The 14814-nt window shown below is 69.5% G+C and carries 15 protein-coding genes; 2 read left to right on the top strand and 13 right to left on the bottom strand.

Annotated features, from left to right (window positions below; translation table 11 throughout):
* Positions 1–57 precede the first annotated feature (57 nt).
* Positions 58–273 (top strand): hypothetical protein, encoded by a 216-nt coding sequence (locus tag IM778_RS05255; protein ID WP_194411009.1) that lies wholly within the window; start codon positions 58–60, stop codon positions 271–273.
* Positions 274–319: 46 nt separating this feature from the next.
* Here the strand turns inward: IM778_RS05255 and IM778_RS05250 are convergent, their stop codons facing one another.
* Positions 320–1891 (bottom strand): bifunctional AfsR/SARP family transcriptional regulator/alpha/beta hydrolase, encoded by a 1572-nt coding sequence (locus IM778_RS05250; protein WP_194411008.1) that lies wholly within the window; start codon positions 1889–1891, stop codon positions 320–322.
* Between the two features lie 58 nt (positions 1892–1949).
* Positions 1950–2675, bottom strand: coding sequence for an SGNH/GDSL hydrolase family protein (locus tag IM778_RS05245; protein WP_194411007.1), 726 nt, complete (start codon positions 2673–2675; stop codon positions 1950–1952).
* 111 nt (positions 2676–2786) lie between these two features.
* Here IM778_RS05245 and IM778_RS05240 point away from each other — a divergent pair, with 111 nt between their 5' ends.
* A complete protein-coding gene (locus IM778_RS05240; protein ID WP_194411006.1) occupies positions 2787–3848 on the top strand; it encodes an epimerase in 1062 nt (353 codons plus the stop codon).
* On the opposite strand, the gene IM778_RS05235 is transcribed toward IM778_RS05240, so the two are convergent.
* From IM778_RS05235 to IM778_RS05185, 11 genes are all read right to left on the bottom strand, one after another.
* Positions 3787–4221, bottom strand: coding sequence for a pyridoxamine 5'-phosphate oxidase family protein (locus tag IM778_RS05235; RefSeq protein WP_194411005.1), 435 nt, complete (start codon positions 4219–4221; stop codon positions 3787–3789). The genes IM778_RS05240 and IM778_RS05235 overlap by 62 nt on opposite strands.
* A 105-nt stretch (positions 4222–4326) precedes the next feature.
* A complete protein-coding gene (gene adhP / locus IM778_RS05230; protein WP_194411004.1) occupies positions 4327–5385 on the bottom strand; it encodes an alcohol dehydrogenase AdhP in 1059 nt (352 codons plus the stop codon).
* A gap of 115 nt (positions 5386–5500) precedes the next feature.
* On the bottom strand, positions 5501–6058 hold the full coding sequence (locus IM778_RS05225; RefSeq protein WP_194411003.1) for a flavodoxin family protein: 558 nt from the start codon (positions 6056–6058) through the stop codon (positions 5501–5503).
* 145 nt (positions 6059–6203) lie between these two features.
* Positions 6204–6839 carry a response regulator gene (locus IM778_RS05220; protein WP_194411002.1) on the bottom strand — a complete coding sequence of 212 codons (636 nt, stop codon included), beginning with the start codon at positions 6837–6839 and terminating at the stop codon, positions 6204–6206.
* Complete coding sequence (locus tag IM778_RS05215) at positions 6836–8560, bottom strand: sensor histidine kinase (RefSeq protein WP_194411001.1); 1725 nt, start codon at positions 8558–8560, stop codon at positions 6836–6838. Before IM778_RS05215 ends, IM778_RS05220 begins: the two co-directional genes overlap by 4 nt.
* A 115-nt stretch (positions 8561–8675) precedes the next feature.
* Positions 8676–9686 (bottom strand): zinc-binding alcohol dehydrogenase family protein, encoded by a 1011-nt coding sequence (locus IM778_RS05210; RefSeq protein ID WP_194411000.1) that lies wholly within the window; start codon positions 9684–9686, stop codon positions 8676–8678.
* Between the two features lie 3 nt (positions 9687–9689).
* Positions 9690–10535: a universal stress protein gene (locus IM778_RS05205; RefSeq protein ID WP_194410999.1), complete on the bottom strand. Its 846-nt coding sequence runs from the start codon at positions 10533–10535 to the stop codon at positions 9690–9692.
* Positions 10536–10745: 210 nt separating this feature from the next.
* Positions 10746–13160 (bottom strand): phosphoenolpyruvate synthase, encoded by a 2415-nt coding sequence (ppsA, locus tag IM778_RS05200; protein WP_194410998.1) that lies wholly within the window; start codon positions 13158–13160, stop codon positions 10746–10748.
* Between the two features lie 16 nt (positions 13161–13176).
* On the bottom strand, positions 13177–13419 hold the full coding sequence (locus IM778_RS05195; protein ID WP_194410997.1) for an SHOCT domain-containing protein: 243 nt from the start codon (positions 13417–13419) through the stop codon (positions 13177–13179).
* 136 nt (positions 13420–13555) lie between these two features.
* Positions 13556–14158 carry a DUF305 domain-containing protein gene (locus IM778_RS05190; RefSeq protein ID WP_194410996.1) on the bottom strand — a complete coding sequence of 201 codons (603 nt, stop codon included), beginning with the start codon at positions 14156–14158 and terminating at the stop codon, positions 13556–13558.
* Positions 14159–14254: 96 nt separating this feature from the next.
* On the bottom strand, positions 14255–14707 hold the full coding sequence (locus tag IM778_RS05185) for a DUF6153 family protein (protein WP_194410995.1): 453 nt from the start codon (positions 14705–14707) through the stop codon (positions 14255–14257).
* Positions 14708–14814 lie beyond the last annotated feature (107 nt).

The following is a 14814-nucleotide window of genomic DNA, read 5'->3' as shown; positions in this document are numbered from 1 at the left end:
AGGGCCCAGAAGACTCTCCGCGACAGCGGACGACCGTTCGCGCTCGAAGGAGGAATCATGCACCACCCGCTCACGATCGAGGCGATGGTGATCGATCAGATCATCCGAGCCCAGCACACCCGGCTGCGGCAGCACTGGGATCCTCGGTGGAACGAGGATGAAGAGCAGCCCCCCGCGCCCAAGAGCGTCGTCGCTCGCCTCACCGCGCGACTGCGTCAGCGGATGGCCGTGCGACGTCTGCCCGGCGCGCCGGCCGTGCGATCAGAGGCATGACGCGCAACGGGGCGACGAGGATCGGCCTCGTCGCCTCCCGCGCGCTTCAGCTCGCGAGGAAACGCTCGACGGTATCGAGCATGTCCCCGAAAGCCGGCTCATCTGCCCGCAGGATGTGGTTGCGGCTCTCCAGCGGGACGAGCGTGCTGCCGGGCACCATCGCGTGGAGTTCCTCGGCCTCCTCGAATCCCCAGACGAGGTCGTCTCGCGAGTGCAGGATGAGCGTCGGCGCCTCGACCTGGCGCGCCGCTTCGCTGCAGTCGAGCCCGCCGAAGGCACGCCACAGCCGATACGCGTTGCGTGGCGAGGTCGAACGGCGCTGCAGCTGGTCGAACGCCTGCCAGATCTCGAGCGGCCCGTCGGGAAGGAATTTCGCGTCGTACACCTGTCGGAACCCGGGCTGATCGCTGCCCCACGAGACCTTGATCAACTCGCCGAGCGCCGCCAGCTCCCGCCGCCGCCGATCGTCCGCGCGCTGCCACGTCGACCGCGCGCAGGTGCCGAAGATGACGACATGACTCACCCGCTCGGGATGCCGCGCCGCATAGGTCAGCGCGATCGGACCGCCCTGCGATATGCCCAGGAGCGGGAAGCGCTCCAGCCCGAGCGCATCGACGACCGTCTCGAGGTCCCGGACCCAGGCCTCCAGCGAGAACGAGTCGGCGTCGACATCCCAGTCCGACAGCCCGCAGCCTCGCTCGTCGTAGCGGATGAGGGTGTGGTTCTGCGACAGGGCGTGCCACCAGTGGCGCCACACGGCGCTGTCCCAGTCGTGGTCGAGATGTGTGAGCCAGTTGCTGGCCTTGACCAGCGGTGGGCCGTTGCCGCTGGTCGCGTAAGCGAGCCGCACGTCATCCACCGTCGTGCAGAATCGCACCTGCTGCGTGGCCAGGGGCGCCGCTCGTGGGCGCCGCGGCGCGCTCTCGGGGGGCGCAGGTCCTGCGGCCAGATCGCGCAGCGCCTCCGCCTCGCGGCTCGGGCCCACACCGAGCTCCTCCTCGAGGATCCTGCACAGCAGCTCGTACTGGTGGATGACACCGGCGCGGTCGCCGTCCCGGAGCATCCCCTTCATCACGCCGACATGCCCGTCCTCATCGGTGGGATCCAGCGCGACGAGCGCTTCGTAGTCACGTAGGCCGCGCAGCACCTCCCGGAACCTGAGCCGAAGACGCTGTCGATGGTGGAAGGTCCATTCGTCGTACAGGTCGTAGGGCAGGAGGTCGCCCGCGTAGCACGCGCGAGCAGACAGCAGCGCGGCGTCGTCGCCGCGGTCCAGTCCGTCTCGCGCGAGGCGCTCGAACTCGGCGACGTCGATCAGGACCTCCTCGCCCGGGAAGAGGGCGACGGTGTCGCCCGCGAGCACGGCGGCGTCGTCGCGGCCGGTGCTCTTGCGCAGGAAGTGCGCAGCCTTGTGGAGCCGATTCGACACCGAGTCGAAATCGGCCTCCGGCCAGAGAGCGTCGATGACCTGCTCGCGGTGCGCGCGCCGCTGCGGCGCGAGTGACAGGTACTTCGCCAGCCGCAGCGGATCGCGCCGGCCGAGGGTGTCGGCGGTGACGCGCGCGCTGCCGACCACGAGCTCGAATCCGCCGAGCATCGAAACCGTCACGTTCGGCATCGCCGGCCTCCCTCCGGTCACGCCTAACGTAGTGCCGAGCGCCGGGCCGCGGCATCCGTCATCGCCGCTGCGCCGCCCGCTGCGACAGCGCTCGCATGACGTCGGAGGCGATGTACGCGTGGCCTCGCCGATTGGGGTGGATCAGGTCCGAGCTGAAGAGAGACCGATCCAGCGCCGGGTGCCTCTCGAAGTCGACGTGGACCGCGTCGTACCTGGCCGCGAGGCGCTGCGTCGCACCGTTCACCTCGGCGATCCGCCGACCCAGCCTGGTACCGACGTGATCGGGCACATCGGCCACCTTCGACAGGTCGAAGAGCCCGAACGTGACGGCGAGCGCACCGCCCGACGTCACCCGGTCGAGGATGCGGTCGATCTCGTCTGTCACAGCCGACAGCGAGAACGAACGCTGGAGGATGTCGTTGGCACCCGCCGTGACGACCACGAGGTCGGGCGCGAATGCCACTGCGGGAGGCACCTGGTATGCGAGGATCTCTCCGGCTCGGCGTCCTCGCCTTCCGAGATTGAGCGAGGCGATGGGACCGACGGCCGATTCCAGCGCTGCGACGAGGCGCTCGGCCCAGGAGCGATCACGATAGCCGGGGACGCGGTCGCCCAGCCCTTCGGCGATCGAGTCCCCCAGCACGACGACGCGCCGCCACGGCGCGCCTCGCAGCATGACCGCGGCCCGATCATCCGGGATGCAGAGGGGGTCGCGCAGCTCGCGCTGCGCATCGTCGAGGTCGTGCGGCGAGGCGGCGGTCTGCACGCGAAGCACGGAGTGCATTTCAGGTGTCCTTTCGACGAGGTTACGGGTGCAGAGATGTTCGCGCGCGTTCCTTCCCTCGACCTTCCGCCGGTCTTCTGAACACGTTCAGAACCGTAGTACTGTCGAGGCATGAACGAGAGTGCACGGCCGGTGGCCGTGATCGCGGGCGCGAGCGGGTTCATCGGAAGGGCGGTCGCCGAGGCGTTCGCCGCGGACGGCTACGAGCTCCGACTGGTCGGACGCACGGCGCCGACGCGGTGGGACGACGCCGCAGCTCTCGAGCGCGCCGTGGACGGTGCCGACGTCGTGGTCAACTTCGCCGGGAAGTCGGTGAACTGTCGCTACACCGACCACAACCGCGACGAGGTCCTCGGCTCGCGTGTGCGCACGACGCGTGCGCTCCGGGAGGCGATCGCCGCGGCCGGAAAGCCGCCGCGCGTATGGCTGAACTCGTCGACCGCGACGATCTACCGCCATTCGATGGACCACGCGAACACCGAGTCGAGCGGTGAGATCGGCGCGGGGTTCTCGGTGGACGTGGCCCGCGCGTGGGAGCGGGAGTGCTTCGCCGGGTCACTGCCGGGAACGCGGCGCGTGGCGCTGCGGACGGCCGTCGTCATCGGCGACGGCCCGGCGACGAGGATGCTGCTCGCCAGCGCGCGCTGGGGTCTGGGCGGGACGCAGTTCGACGGCCGGCCTGCGCCGCACCGACGCTACCGCGGGATCGGGGACCGGCCGACCGGGCCCGATCACGCACCCTGGTATCGCACGCACGGTCGCCAGCGGTTCAGCTGGGTGCACATCGACGACGTGGTGGCGGCGATCCGCTTCATCCGCGACGACGAGCGCCTGGCCGGCCCGATCAACGTCGTCGCGCCGGCGGTCTCCGACAACCGGACGCTCATGCGCACTCTGCGACGCGTCGTCGGCATGCCCGTGGGCATCCCCACGAGGCGGTGGATGCTCGAGATCGGCATGTGGGCGCTGCGCACCGAGCCCGAACTCGCGCTCAAGAGCCGCTGGGTCTCCCCCGGCGTCCTGACCGACGCGGGGTTCACGTTCACGCACGGCGACCTCGAAGCGGCGTTGACGGATGTGTGGGATCGCCGCGGCCTGCCCGGGCGGGGCGTCAGTATTCCGCGATCCCGTACCGGTCGGGCTCGGGCGCTCGCTCGAAGAACCGGCCGGTGACCGATTCCGGCACGATCCGCACGTAGACGTACTTGAGTGTCGGGATCCACGGGCGAAGCCCGAGCCCATCCGCGTACTGCACCTCGGCGGCGGTATCCAGCGCGTGCGCCCGGCCGTGGACGACCACGCTCCATGCATCCGCCTCGGTGTGCGCGTCCGCCTCGAAGAGGACCCCGCTGTTGATGGTGAGCTCCGCCAGCTTGCTGCCCTGCGCGGTCCGGAACAGAAGGGTCTGGCCGTCCGTCACGTAGTTCACGGGGAAGATGTCCATCACCTCGCCCACCCGTGTGACGATCCGTCCGAGTTCCTGCTCCCGCAGCCGCTCCCAGCACTGCTCGTCGTCGAGGACGACGACGGGGTCGCTGTTCTCCATGGCTTCACTCCTTCGTGTCGGTTGCCGGTTGGCGTCGGTCACGTGCTGCGCGACCGGCGTCGCCCACCGCCCGCGAGAGCACTCCCGCGGGCGGTGATATCAGGACTACACGATTGCTTCGGCAGCGTCACCGACCGGAACGAGATCGGCGGTGTGATAGGCGAAGACCAGTCGGGCGGGAACCGTGCCGGCGAGCACCTCGTCCACCGACGCGTTGACGTCCTGCAGCTCCCGCGCTTCGGTGATCACGTGCGTCCGTCCGGCGGCGTGGAGGGCGAACACCTCGGCGAGATCCTGGCGCGTGCCCACGATCGAGCCGATGATGCTGATGCCCTTGAGGACGGTGTCGAAGATCGGGACGGTCAGCTCGCCGTCGGCCGGGAGAGAGACCAGCACGAGCCGGCCCCCTCGGTTGAGCGCGTCGAAGGCCTGCCGGAAGACCGCAGGAACGACGGCGAGAACCACCGCCGCGTCGGCGCCGCCGAGCCGGCGGATCGCTTCGACGGGGTCGTCGGTGCGAGCGTTCACGACGTGGTCCGCGCCCAATGCCGTCGCGAGCGCGAGCTTCTCGTCGGTCACGTCGACGGCGATGACCTTGGCGCCCACCAGTCGGGCGTACTGGACCGCGAGGTGGCCGAGTCCGCCGACACCGAACACCGCAACGGTCTCGCCCGGTGTGATTCTCGCGTTCTTGATCGCCGCGTAGGTGGTGACTCCGGCGCACGTCAGGGGCGCGGCATCCATGGGAGTCACGCCGTCCGGGACGGGAACCGCGAAACGTGCCTCGGCGAGCATGTACTCGGCGTATCCGCCGTCGACGCCGTACCCGTTGTTGAACTGCTGCTCGCAGAGGTTCTCGCGCCCGTCGACGCAGTAGCGGCACTCGCCGCACGCGTATCCGAGCCAGGGCATCGCGACGCGCTGTCCGACGGTGCGAGAGGTCACGCCGTCGCCGAGCTGCTCGATGATGCCGACGCCCTCGTGGCCGGGGACGAGCGGCAGATGCGCTTTCACCGGCCAGTCACCGCGCATGGCGTGGATGTCGGTGTGGCACAGCCCGCATGCCTCGAGACGGACCAGGACCTGACCCGGACCAGGCTGCGGAACGGACCGCTCCTCGACCTCGGCCGGCGATCCGAAACCTGTGACGACTGCTGCTCGCATGATTCCTCCTCAACGAGATCCTTATGAGACGAGTCTTCAGCGGTGGTCGGGCTCCGAGCGGGTCGAAGGTCCCGTCGCCTTCCGACCCGAGCCGAGGCACGGTCGCGCGGGCGTGTCAGGCATGCGGGTCCGGGACCAACCGCTCGGCCAGCTCGGCGCCCCAGGCTCGTGCTCGGTCGATCTCGCCCGGCTCGAGCGTGCTGCTGCGGTCGACGAGGAAGCTGCGCGGATCGCTCAGGCGGTGGGCTCCGAGCTTGCCGAGCTTTCTGTCGATGGCCGCCGCTGCCGAGCCCGTGAAGAGCCGCGGCATGTCGACGCGGGTGTCGAACGCGGCGAAGTGATCGACGTGGGGCGGGCTGCTCTTCAGCCACTCGCGGATGCCGGTGTCGTGCCAGGCATCGTCCAGCTGGAGGTCGAGCTGCTCGTTCGCGGCCCACCGGACGGCGTCCGAGCGGGATTCCGGTCGACTCATGCCGTGGGCGTGCGTGGGCCCTCCCACCACGAGCAGATCGGTCTCGCCGGGGAAGTCTCCGACGGCGGCGATCGGCACCACGGTGACAGGCACGGTCGGCCGCATCCCCTCAGCGATCGCCTCGGCGATGAGCCGGGTGCTTCCGAACATGGACTCGTAGACGATGACGACTCGCGGCGCGTCCTGTGCGTCTGCGTTCATGGGTTCACACTCCTGGGTTCGAATGGTGGCGAGCACGAAGCTCCGGCACGGCGGTGCTTCGTCGCGGCGGTGCTGTACCCAGTGCAGCGCACGCCGGCACCGAGGTCCGGGGCGAAAGTCCCATGCGAATCCGGCGGATGCCGCGTCAGTCGGACGGATGCTCCAACTGGAAGATCGCCGCTTGCGTGCGTCGTTCCAGCCCGAGCTTGGCCAGCAGGGACGACACGTAGTTCTTGACCGTCTTCTCGGCGATCCCGAGCCGCTCCCCGATCTGCCGATTCGTCAGGCCGTCGGCGATGAGCTTGAGGATCTGACGTTCTCGTAGGCCCAGCGAACCCAGCCGGGGATCGTCGTCCTCGGCGCGCCGGCGGATCAGCGTCGTCGCCTGGTGCACGAGCCGGGGGTCCATCAGCGAGCGGCCCGCCGCCACAGCGCGAATCGCATCGACCAGGCGTGAGCCACCGATGTCCTTGAGCGCGTATCCGGCTGCGCCGGCCATGACCGCCGCGCGCACGGCGGCATCGTCGTCGTAGCCGGTGAGGATCAGGCACGCGACCTGCGGCATACGGGAGCGGATGTCTCGGCACAGATCGATGCCGCTGCCGTCGGGAAGCCGAACGTCCAGCACGGCGACGTCGGGCTGGGTGGCCTCGATGCGGCCGGTCGCCTGGTGAATGGATGCCGCCTCACCCACGACTTCGAGGTCGGCGTGGGACCCGATGAGGTCGGCCAATCCACGGCGCACGATCTCATGGTCGTCGACCAGGAACACCTTGATCACGGAATCACCGCTCCCTGCTCGCCGGGTCGTTCGCCGTCCAACGGCACAGACCATCTCGCGACGGTGCCTGTGTCGCCGGAGGACACCGAGAACTCACCGCCGCCGGCCTCCGCGCGGTGGGCGAGATTGTCCAGTCCGCTGCGGCGGCCGTCGTCGCGCATCCCGATTCCATCGTCTTCCACGGCGACGGCGACGGCACCGTCGATCACTCCGACCTCGAGCGATATGCGGTCCGCCCGTGCGTGACGCACCGCGTTGCTCAGCAACTCCCGCGCCACCCCGACGACATCGGCAGCGAGGGTGCCCGCGATGGCGTGATCGACGGGACCCGTGAACCTCATCGAGGGCGGTCGCTGCAGTCCGGCCGACAGCTCCGCCACGGCATCGATGATGCGATGGCGAACAGAGCCTTCGTCGCGGCTGGACAGCGCGAAGACAACCGTCCTGATCTGCGAGATCGCATCGTCGAGCTGGGCGATCGCGCCATGGACACGATCGGTCGCCGGGCCGGGTGGGATGCCGGTGGCAACGGCTTGCAGCGTGAGCCCGGTGCCGAACAGCTGTTGGATGACGTGGTCGTGCAGGTCGCGGGCGATCCGCTGACGATCGTCGGCGAGCATCGAGCGCTGCCCCTCCTCGCGGGCATGCGCGAGCTCCAGTGCGATGCTTGCTCGCGAGGCGAGGTCCGCGGCGCTCTCCGTCTCTGTCGGCGTGAATCGCCGAGCATCGGCGCTTCGTGCGAGGCACACCGCTCCCCAGAGCCGCGCGCGCGTGCGGAGGGGGGCGACCAGCGCCGGTCCAACCCAGTCCTCGTCCCCCAGGCGGAGGGGATCTCCATCGGCGGCGCTGCGCGCGAACGCGAGGGGCCTGCCGCTGTCCAGGACCTTCCCGGCGCATACCGTGTGCGCTTCGAAGGTCCTCCCCCGCAGCAGCGCCTCATCGCGCCCGCGGGCAGCCGCGACGCGGACGGTCGTCCCCTCCTCGTCCGTCAGCAGCACGGCGACCTGATCGACATCCGGGAGGTCGAAGATCCGGCCGGCGATGAGGTCGAGCGCCGTCTCGGTCGGTGAAGAGAGGACCGCCGCCGACAGCTCCGCCGCGGTCGTCATCCACCGTGCCCGGGTGCGCGCCTGATCCAGGAGGCGGGCGTTCTCGACGGCGAATCCGGCGGTGGTCGCCAGCGCCTCGATGAGTTGCTCGTCTTCCACGGTGAACTGCCCGTTGCGCCGGTTGGTCAGGTACAGGTTGCCGAAGACTTCGTCGCGGACGCGGACCGGAACCCCCAGAAACGACTCCATGTGGGGATGATGGGGCGGGAACCCGGCTGCGCGGTCATCGTCGGCCATGTGGGGCAGCCGGATGGGGTGCGGATCGACGATCAATGCACCCAACAGCCCGTGCCCGGTAGGAAGATGCCCGATCCTCGCCGCCTCGGACTCCGTCAGCCCCACGTAGATGAACTCTTCGAGCGAGTCGCGTTCGGGGGCGATGACCCCCAGCGCGCCGTACTCTGCGTCGACGAGGGCGGTGGCCGCCTCCACGATCCGGCGGAGGACGGTGGACAGGTCGCTCTCCTCCACCACCGCCTGCGTCGCCGCCAGCAGCGCCCGCAACCGCTCCTGCGTGGTCCGGACACGCTCTGCCTGTGCGAGCAGCGTCGACAGGGCATCGTCGAGGTCGAGCCGTGGACCGTCAGGAAACGACAGCCGCTGCTCGTCCATCACGTGCCTCCCTCACTGGATCCCTGCCAGACTACGGCGGCGCGCAGGAGGTCGCCATCGGCGAGGCGCCTCGCGTCCCTGTCGAGCGCGTGAGATCCCCGGGCGCGGCGAGGTCTCAGCGGAGCGAGCGATCGATCACCAGTGATCCCGCAGCACGTCCGGCACGCAGATCGTCGAGAGCGCGGCCGGTGTCCGCGAACCGGTAGCGCGAAACGGAGGCCTTCAGGCCGAGGTTTCCTGCCAGCCGCAAGAAGCCCTCCCCATCCTCGCGTGTGTTCGCCGTGACGGTGCGGAGGTCGCGTTCCCCGAAGAGGTGGTCTTCGTACGACATTGCCGGAATGTCGCTCATGTGGATCCCTGCGAGCACGACCGTCCCGCCGGGGGCCGTAGCCCGAAGGGCAGCGAGCACCAGTGGGCCCGCCGGGGCGAACACGATGGCCGCGTCCAAGTCCGACGGAGGCTCCTCGGCCTCCTCTCCGACGAACCCGAGGTTCAGCGCGCGAGCCAGAGCGCGGTTGTGCTCGCCGCGGGTCATCACATGCACCGTGGCACCCTGCGCGGCCGCCATCTGCGCGGTGAGATGTCCGCTCGATCCGAAGCCGTACACGCCCAGCGCCCCTCCGGCCGGCAGCCGTGCCCGCGAGAGCGCACGGAAGCCGATGATGCCGGCGCACAGGAGCGGGGCGGTATCCACGGGGTCGACACCGGCGGGGAACGCGTACGCGAAACGCTCGTCCACGATCACCTGGTCTGCGTGCCCGCCATCGACGTCCCACCCCGTGAAACGTGCGTTCGGACAGAGATTCTCCTTCCCCGATATGCACCAGCGACAGCTTCCGCAGGTCTCGGCGAGCCAGGCCACGCCGACACGGTCACCGACCGCGAAACGCGATGTCGCGGATCCCGTCGCGATCACCTCGCCCACGACCTGATGCCCGGGGATCACAGGGTCACGATGCCGTGCGATATCGCCGTCGATCACGTGCAAGTCGGTGCGGCACACCCCGCACGCCTCCACCCGCACGAGGAGGCTGTGCGCCGCGATCTCGGGAACAGGGACGATCGTCAGGCGCGCGTCTCCACTGCCGTGCGTCGTCCAGGCCCGCATATCCGCGTCGACCACCATGGCTCAGGCCCCCCACGAGCGCGACGACACGGCGCCGCCGGGCACCACCGCCACCGGACTTTCGGCGCGCCACAGCACCTCTTGGACGACGGTGCCGAGCAGGCTCGCCGCAGGCACGCCACGGTGGTGCGTTCCCACGACGAGCATGGAACTTCGTGGCGCGAATCGCAGCAGCGCCGCCGACCGGCTGTCGCGCACGAGCTCGCTGTGGAGGTCCACGATGGGAAACCGCTCGATCACCCAGCTCACCGCGGCGTCGAGCTTCGCGCGATGCTCGGCCATCGCACTCTCCGGGGAGTGGACGAGCGCCGTTGTTCCAGAGAACGACGGCGTGGGCATGAGCCACGCGTGCACCAGTCGAATCGAGGTGTCGGTCGTATATGCCTCCGCGGCGGCGAAGGCGAGCGCCGCTCCTGAGGACTCGTCGTCGGCGATTCCGACGGTGACCGGCTCGCCCACGTCGACCCATCCTGCGGGAACCATCACCACCGGCACGTGCGCGTGCGACCCGGCGCGCACCGGCGCAGCGCCGGCCACGTCGACGCGGACCGGACGCCCGGCGTTCGTTCCGACGACGAGCAGATCGGCATCGCCCGCGAAGTCGCTGAACGAGCCCGCCACGCTTCCTTCCAGCCGGTGCAACTCGACACCGACCCCGGGTGCGCGGTCGCGCAGGTACTCCTCAGCGTGCGCCAAGTGGGCCAACCCGGCTCGGCGTTCCTGCGGAAGCCGCGAGACGACGCTGACCAGGCCCACTTTCGCATCCGCCCGCTCTGCGCGCGCCGCCACCCACGACAGCGCGGAGATGGATCCCGGGCTTCCGTCGAAGCCGAGGTAGATTCGCTCCATCAGCCCCTCCCTGTTCGCTCGTGCGGCGGCGCGCCGCGCTGAGACAAGCCAAGCCGGGGTGCAGCCCAGCCGACGGGCCTAAGGTCCCTCCGGCCGCGGTTTCGACGTCCGCGGCCCTCGCCGGGAGAAGGCCACGGGACCTTCGACCCCCGACCGCCGTGATCGTGCGGCTCGGATGGACGTGCATGTCGCAGAACCGACCCGAAGGCCCTACGCGCTCGAGTGTGCGCCCGAGTCAGGCACTCCCTGCGAGGCGCCGGCGCGCTCTGCGAGCCGCAGCCACGTCTCGACGACGGAGTCGGGGTTGAGAGAGATCGAGTCGATGCCCTCATCGACGAGCCAGTCGGCGAAATCCGGATGATCCGATGGCCCCTGGCCGCAGATCCCCACATACTTCCCCCGGCGCTTGCAGGCCGCGATGGCCAGGCGCAGGACTTCCAGCACGGCGGGGTCCCGCTCGTCGAAGCCCGCGGACACCAGGTCGGAGTCACGGTCGATCCCCAGCACCAGCTGCGTCATGTCATTCGAGCCGATCGAGAAGCCGTCGAAGTGATCGAGGAAGCGATCGGCGACGAGTGCGTTCGAAGGGATCTCGCACATCATCATGATCTCGAGGCCGTTGCGGCCCCGCTCGAGTCCGTGCCGGGCGAGCTCCGCGGTCACGGCGGCCGCCTCCGCGACGGTCCGCACGAATGGCACCATCACTTTGAGGTTCGTCAGCCCCATCTCGTCGCGGACGAAGCGCAGGGCTTCGCACTCCATGGCGAAGCACTCCTGAAAGGCGGGCGTGACGTATCGCGATGCGCCTCGCCAGCCGAGCATGGGGTTCTCTTCGTGCGGCTCGTAGCGGTCACCGCCGAGAAGATGCGCGTACTCGTTGGACTTGAAGTCACTCGTCCGTACGATCACCGGCTCCGGGGCGAACGCCGCGGCGATCGTCGCCACGCCCTCCGCCACCCGCCGCACGAAGAAGTCCCGCGGCGAGGCGTAGGCCGCGACGCGGTCGGCGATCTCCGACCTCAGCGGCTCATCCAGCGCGTCGCCCTCGAGGAGGGCACGCGGATGGATGCCGATCTGATGCCCGACGATGAACTCCAGGCGAGCCAGACCCACGCCCTGGTGCGGCAGCGCCGCGAGCGCGAACGCCTGGTCGGGGGTGGCGACATTGAGCATGACGCGAACCGGCGGCTGCGGCATCCGCTCGATGGGAACCGTCTGCTCGACGAAGTCCAGCCGACCTGCGTACACCACCCCCGCCTCGCCTTCGGCGCACGAGACGGTCACCTCGGCTCCGTCCACAAGGTCGCTGGTCGCTCTCCCCGTTCCGACGACGGCGGGGATTCCGAGTTCGCGGGCGATGATCGCGGCGTGGCACGTGCGCCCGCCGCGGTCTGTCACGATCGCCGCGGCCCGCTTCATGATCGGCTCCCAGTCCGGGTCGGTCATCTCGGCGACGAGGACATCGCCGTCGCGCACGTCGCTCATCTGCGCCGGGGACCGCACGATGCGGACCTTGCCTGCACCGACGCGCTGTCCGATCGCGCGGCCCTCGAGGAGGACCGGTCCGTGCTCACGCAGCAGAAACCTGGTGAGCACGGGCTCGTGCCGGCGTGAGACCACCGTCTCCGGCCTCGCCTGCAGGATGTAGAGCTTTCCATCGAGCCCGTCGCGTGCCCACTCGATGTCCATCGCGCGGCCGTAGTGGTCCTCGATGATGAGCGCGTATCGGGCGAGTTCGAGAACCTCGTCATCCGAGATGCTGAACCGGCGCCGGTCCAGGTCTGCCACGGGCGTCATCGCCGTGCTGGAGCCGACATCATGTCCCGACGCGAGTCGGAGGGCGACCGCCTTCTCGCCGAGCTGACGTCGCAGGACGGCGGGCCGCCCGTTTCGCAACGCGGGCTTGTACACCGTGAACTCGTCGGGGTTGACCGCCCCCTGCACGACGGCCTCGCCCAGGCCATAGGCGCTCGTGATGAGCACCGCGCGGTCGAAGCCGGACTCCGTGTCAACGGTGAACATGACGCCCGACGAACCGACGTCGGAGCGCACCATCCGTTGCACGGCAGCCGACAGCGCGACATCACCGTGCGCGAATCCCTGGTGCACGCGGTAGGCAATGGCCCGATCGTTGTAGAGCGAGGCGAAGACGCTGCGGACTGCGTGCAGAACGTGATCGATGCCCGAGATGTTCAGGTACGTCTCCTGCTGCCCGGCGAACGACGCGTCCGGCAGATCCTCGGCCGTGGCCGACGACCGGACTGCCCATGTCGCGGCGGAGTCGGCATCCCCCTCGATCATCGTCTCGTACTCGGCGCGGAGGTCGCGCTCCACGTCACCCGGGAGCGGCTGCGCCTCGATCCACGAGCGGATCTCACCGCCGACGCGACTGAGCCGTTCGACGTCCGAGACGTCGAGCTGCGCGAGCTCCGCCTCGATGCGTCGGTCCAACCCGCCGGCGGCGAGGAAGGCGCGGTAGGCGTCGGCCGTGGTGGCGAAGCCCCCGGGGACGCGAACTCCGGCGGCGCCGAGGCGGGTGATCATCTCGCCGAGCGAGGCGTTCTTTCCCCCGACCTGCGGCAGATCCGCCATCGTGATCCTGTCGAGCTGAAGGATGTTCGTCATGGGTCGGCCCGATGCCTCAGCTCGGTCTCTCCAGAGCGCGGACGATCTGCCCGAACTCCTCGGGGCTGATCTCGCCGCGGGCCAGGCGTTCTTCCGCGATCTGGCGCGCGGAACCCGGCGCGGCGGGTCCTGTGCCCGTCGCGCGGGAGGTGCCCATGGTGAACACGCGGACGATGAGCACGATGAGCGCTGCCAGGATGAGGAGGAGGAGGACGATGCCGAGCGACATCCATCCCCACCCGAAGCTTCCATACATCATGAGTGACCGCCTTACCGCGTCGCACCGGTGGACGCTTTCCAGGATCATGATGCTTCCGCGACGAGGCGACGCAGCAGGTCGAAGGTCCCGCGAACCCGGTGAGGGGCGCCCCTGAAGGTGCCCCTCACCGCGTGCGTCAGAGCTGGGCGAGCAGTTCCTGCATCGTCGCGATCTCAGCGGTCTGGCTGTCTTTGATGTTCTGGGCCATCTCGACCACATCGGCGTTCTGACCGCGATCGATCTCGGCCTGCGCCATCTCGATGGCGCCCTCGTGGTGGACGATCATCTGCTCGAGGAACAGACGGGACGCCTCGACGCCGGTGGCGGCTTCCAGCGCGGCCATGTCGTCGTCGCTCATCATCCCGCCGCCGTGTCCCCTCTCGTCCATGCCCGGCATGCCGGCGCCCCACTCTTCCAGCCAGCGCTGCAGCTGGTCGATCTCGGGCTGCTGCGCAGCCTTGATGTTCTCGGCGAGGGACACGACCTTCTCGTCGATGCGATCCTTCGCCAGGATCGCGTCTGCCATGTCGATGGCTTGCTGGTGGTGCGGGATCATCATCATCGCGAACATCACGTCCGCTTCGTTGAAGTCGGCCGAGGCCGAGGTCGAGGTCGGGTTCGGGTCGCGGTCCATGCCGGGCATGGACCATGGGCCGGTGCCACCGCTGTCGGCGCAGCCGGCCAGCGTCAGGGCGATGCCGAGAGCAAGTGCGGCGGTGGCCGCGTTGCGGGTGTTCATCAGGGTTCTCCAATCAGGGGTACGCGAAGGTATGCCCAGACCAGGCGGCCAAGGCAGGTGTGCAATCGGAGTCGGCGGCAGCGGACTCCGGACGCTTCACGTGCGACTGATGCAGAGGGCGGTGAGAGAGGGGGGTCGCCGACGTGTTCGGCTCGCCGGGGCCGACGGGACCGGTCGCGGTCGAGGCATCGTCGACAGCCACCGGTGCCCGGGTTGCGGTCGCAACAGCAGTGCGACAGCCAGGAGCGCGAGGACGCAGGCCATGGCGAGCATGCTCGAGTGGTCGTCGCCGCAGTCTGCGCAGACATCGGTGACAACGGTGGTGGCCGTGGTGGCCGTGGTGGCGGAATGGGCGTGGCCGATGTCGCGGTCCGCGACCACGGCGGTGTCCGCGGCGTGGTCGCCGGCGCCTGAGGCGGCGTGGCCGCTGAGAGAGTGCATGGCGAGGAGGCCGACGATGACCGCGCCGGTGAGCGCGATCAGCAGCAGCAGCCGACGGGCCGTGGACCGGCCGGTCTGCAGGCGAGCCCTCAACGCGATCAGCGACATGCCACCTCCCTGCTTCCACGGTACGCGCACGTCGCTCCCCCGGCGCGACCTTCTGCGCCCGCATGTGCAGCGCGCTGACGAGCTCTGCGTCCACGACGCGGCACCCG

This window comes from Microbacterium cremeum (genome assembly GCF_015277855.1).
Taxonomy (GTDB): Bacteria; Actinomycetota; Actinomycetes; order Actinomycetales; family Microbacteriaceae; genus Microbacterium; species Microbacterium cremeum.
Note: the sequence above shows the minus strand (reverse complement) of the source record. Positions and strands in the feature narration are given on the sequence as shown.

Coding starts and splice junctions, on each gene's coding strand:
- IM778_RS05210 (WP_194411000.1), bottom strand. CDS start 9,686: ATGGTGGTCGACGCGGATATGCGGGCCTGGACGACGCACGGCAGTGGA.
- IM778_RS05235 (WP_194411005.1), bottom strand. CDS start 4,221: ATGGAGAACAGCGACCCCGTCGTCGTCCTCGACGACGAGCAGTGCTGG.
- IM778_RS05215 (WP_194411001.1), bottom strand. CDS start 8,560: ATGGACGAGCAGCGGCTGTCGTTTCCTGACGGTCCACGGCTCGACCTC.
- IM778_RS05225 (WP_194411003.1), bottom strand. CDS start 6,058: ATGAACGCAGACGCACAGGACGCGCCGCGAGTCGTCATCGTCTACGAG.
- IM778_RS05185 (WP_194410995.1), bottom strand. CDS start 14,707: ATGTCGCTGATCGCGTTGAGGGCTCGCCTGCAGACCGGCCGGTCCACG.
- IM778_RS05195 (WP_194410997.1), bottom strand. CDS start 13,419: ATGATGTATGGAAGCTTCGGGTGGGGATGGATGTCGCTCGGCATCGTC.
- IM778_RS05250 (WP_194411008.1), bottom strand. CDS start 1,891: ATGCCGAACGTGACGGTTTCGATGCTCGGCGGATTCGAGCTCGTGGTC.
- adhP (WP_194411004.1), bottom strand. CDS start 5,385: ATGCGAGCAGCAGTCGTCACAGGTTTCGGATCGCCGGCCGAGGTCGAG.
- IM778_RS05245 (WP_194411007.1), bottom strand. CDS start 2,675: ATGCACTCCGTGCTTCGCGTGCAGACCGCCGCCTCGCCGCACGACCTC.
- IM778_RS05240 (WP_194411006.1), top strand. CDS start 2,787: ATGAACGAGAGTGCACGGCCGGTGGCCGTGATCGCGGGCGCGAGCGGG.
- IM778_RS05255 (WP_194411009.1), top strand. CDS start 58: ATGCACCACCCGCTCACGATCGAGGCGATGGTGATCGATCAGATCATC.
- ppsA (WP_194410998.1), bottom strand. CDS start 13,160: ATGACGAACATCCTTCAGCTCGACAGGATCACGATGGCGGATCTGCCG.
- IM778_RS05190 (WP_194410996.1), bottom strand. CDS start 14,158: ATGAACACCCGCAACGCGGCCACCGCCGCACTTGCTCTCGGCATCGCC.
- IM778_RS05205 (WP_194410999.1), bottom strand. CDS start 10,535: ATGGAGCGAATCTACCTCGGCTTCGACGGAAGCCCGGGATCCATCTCC.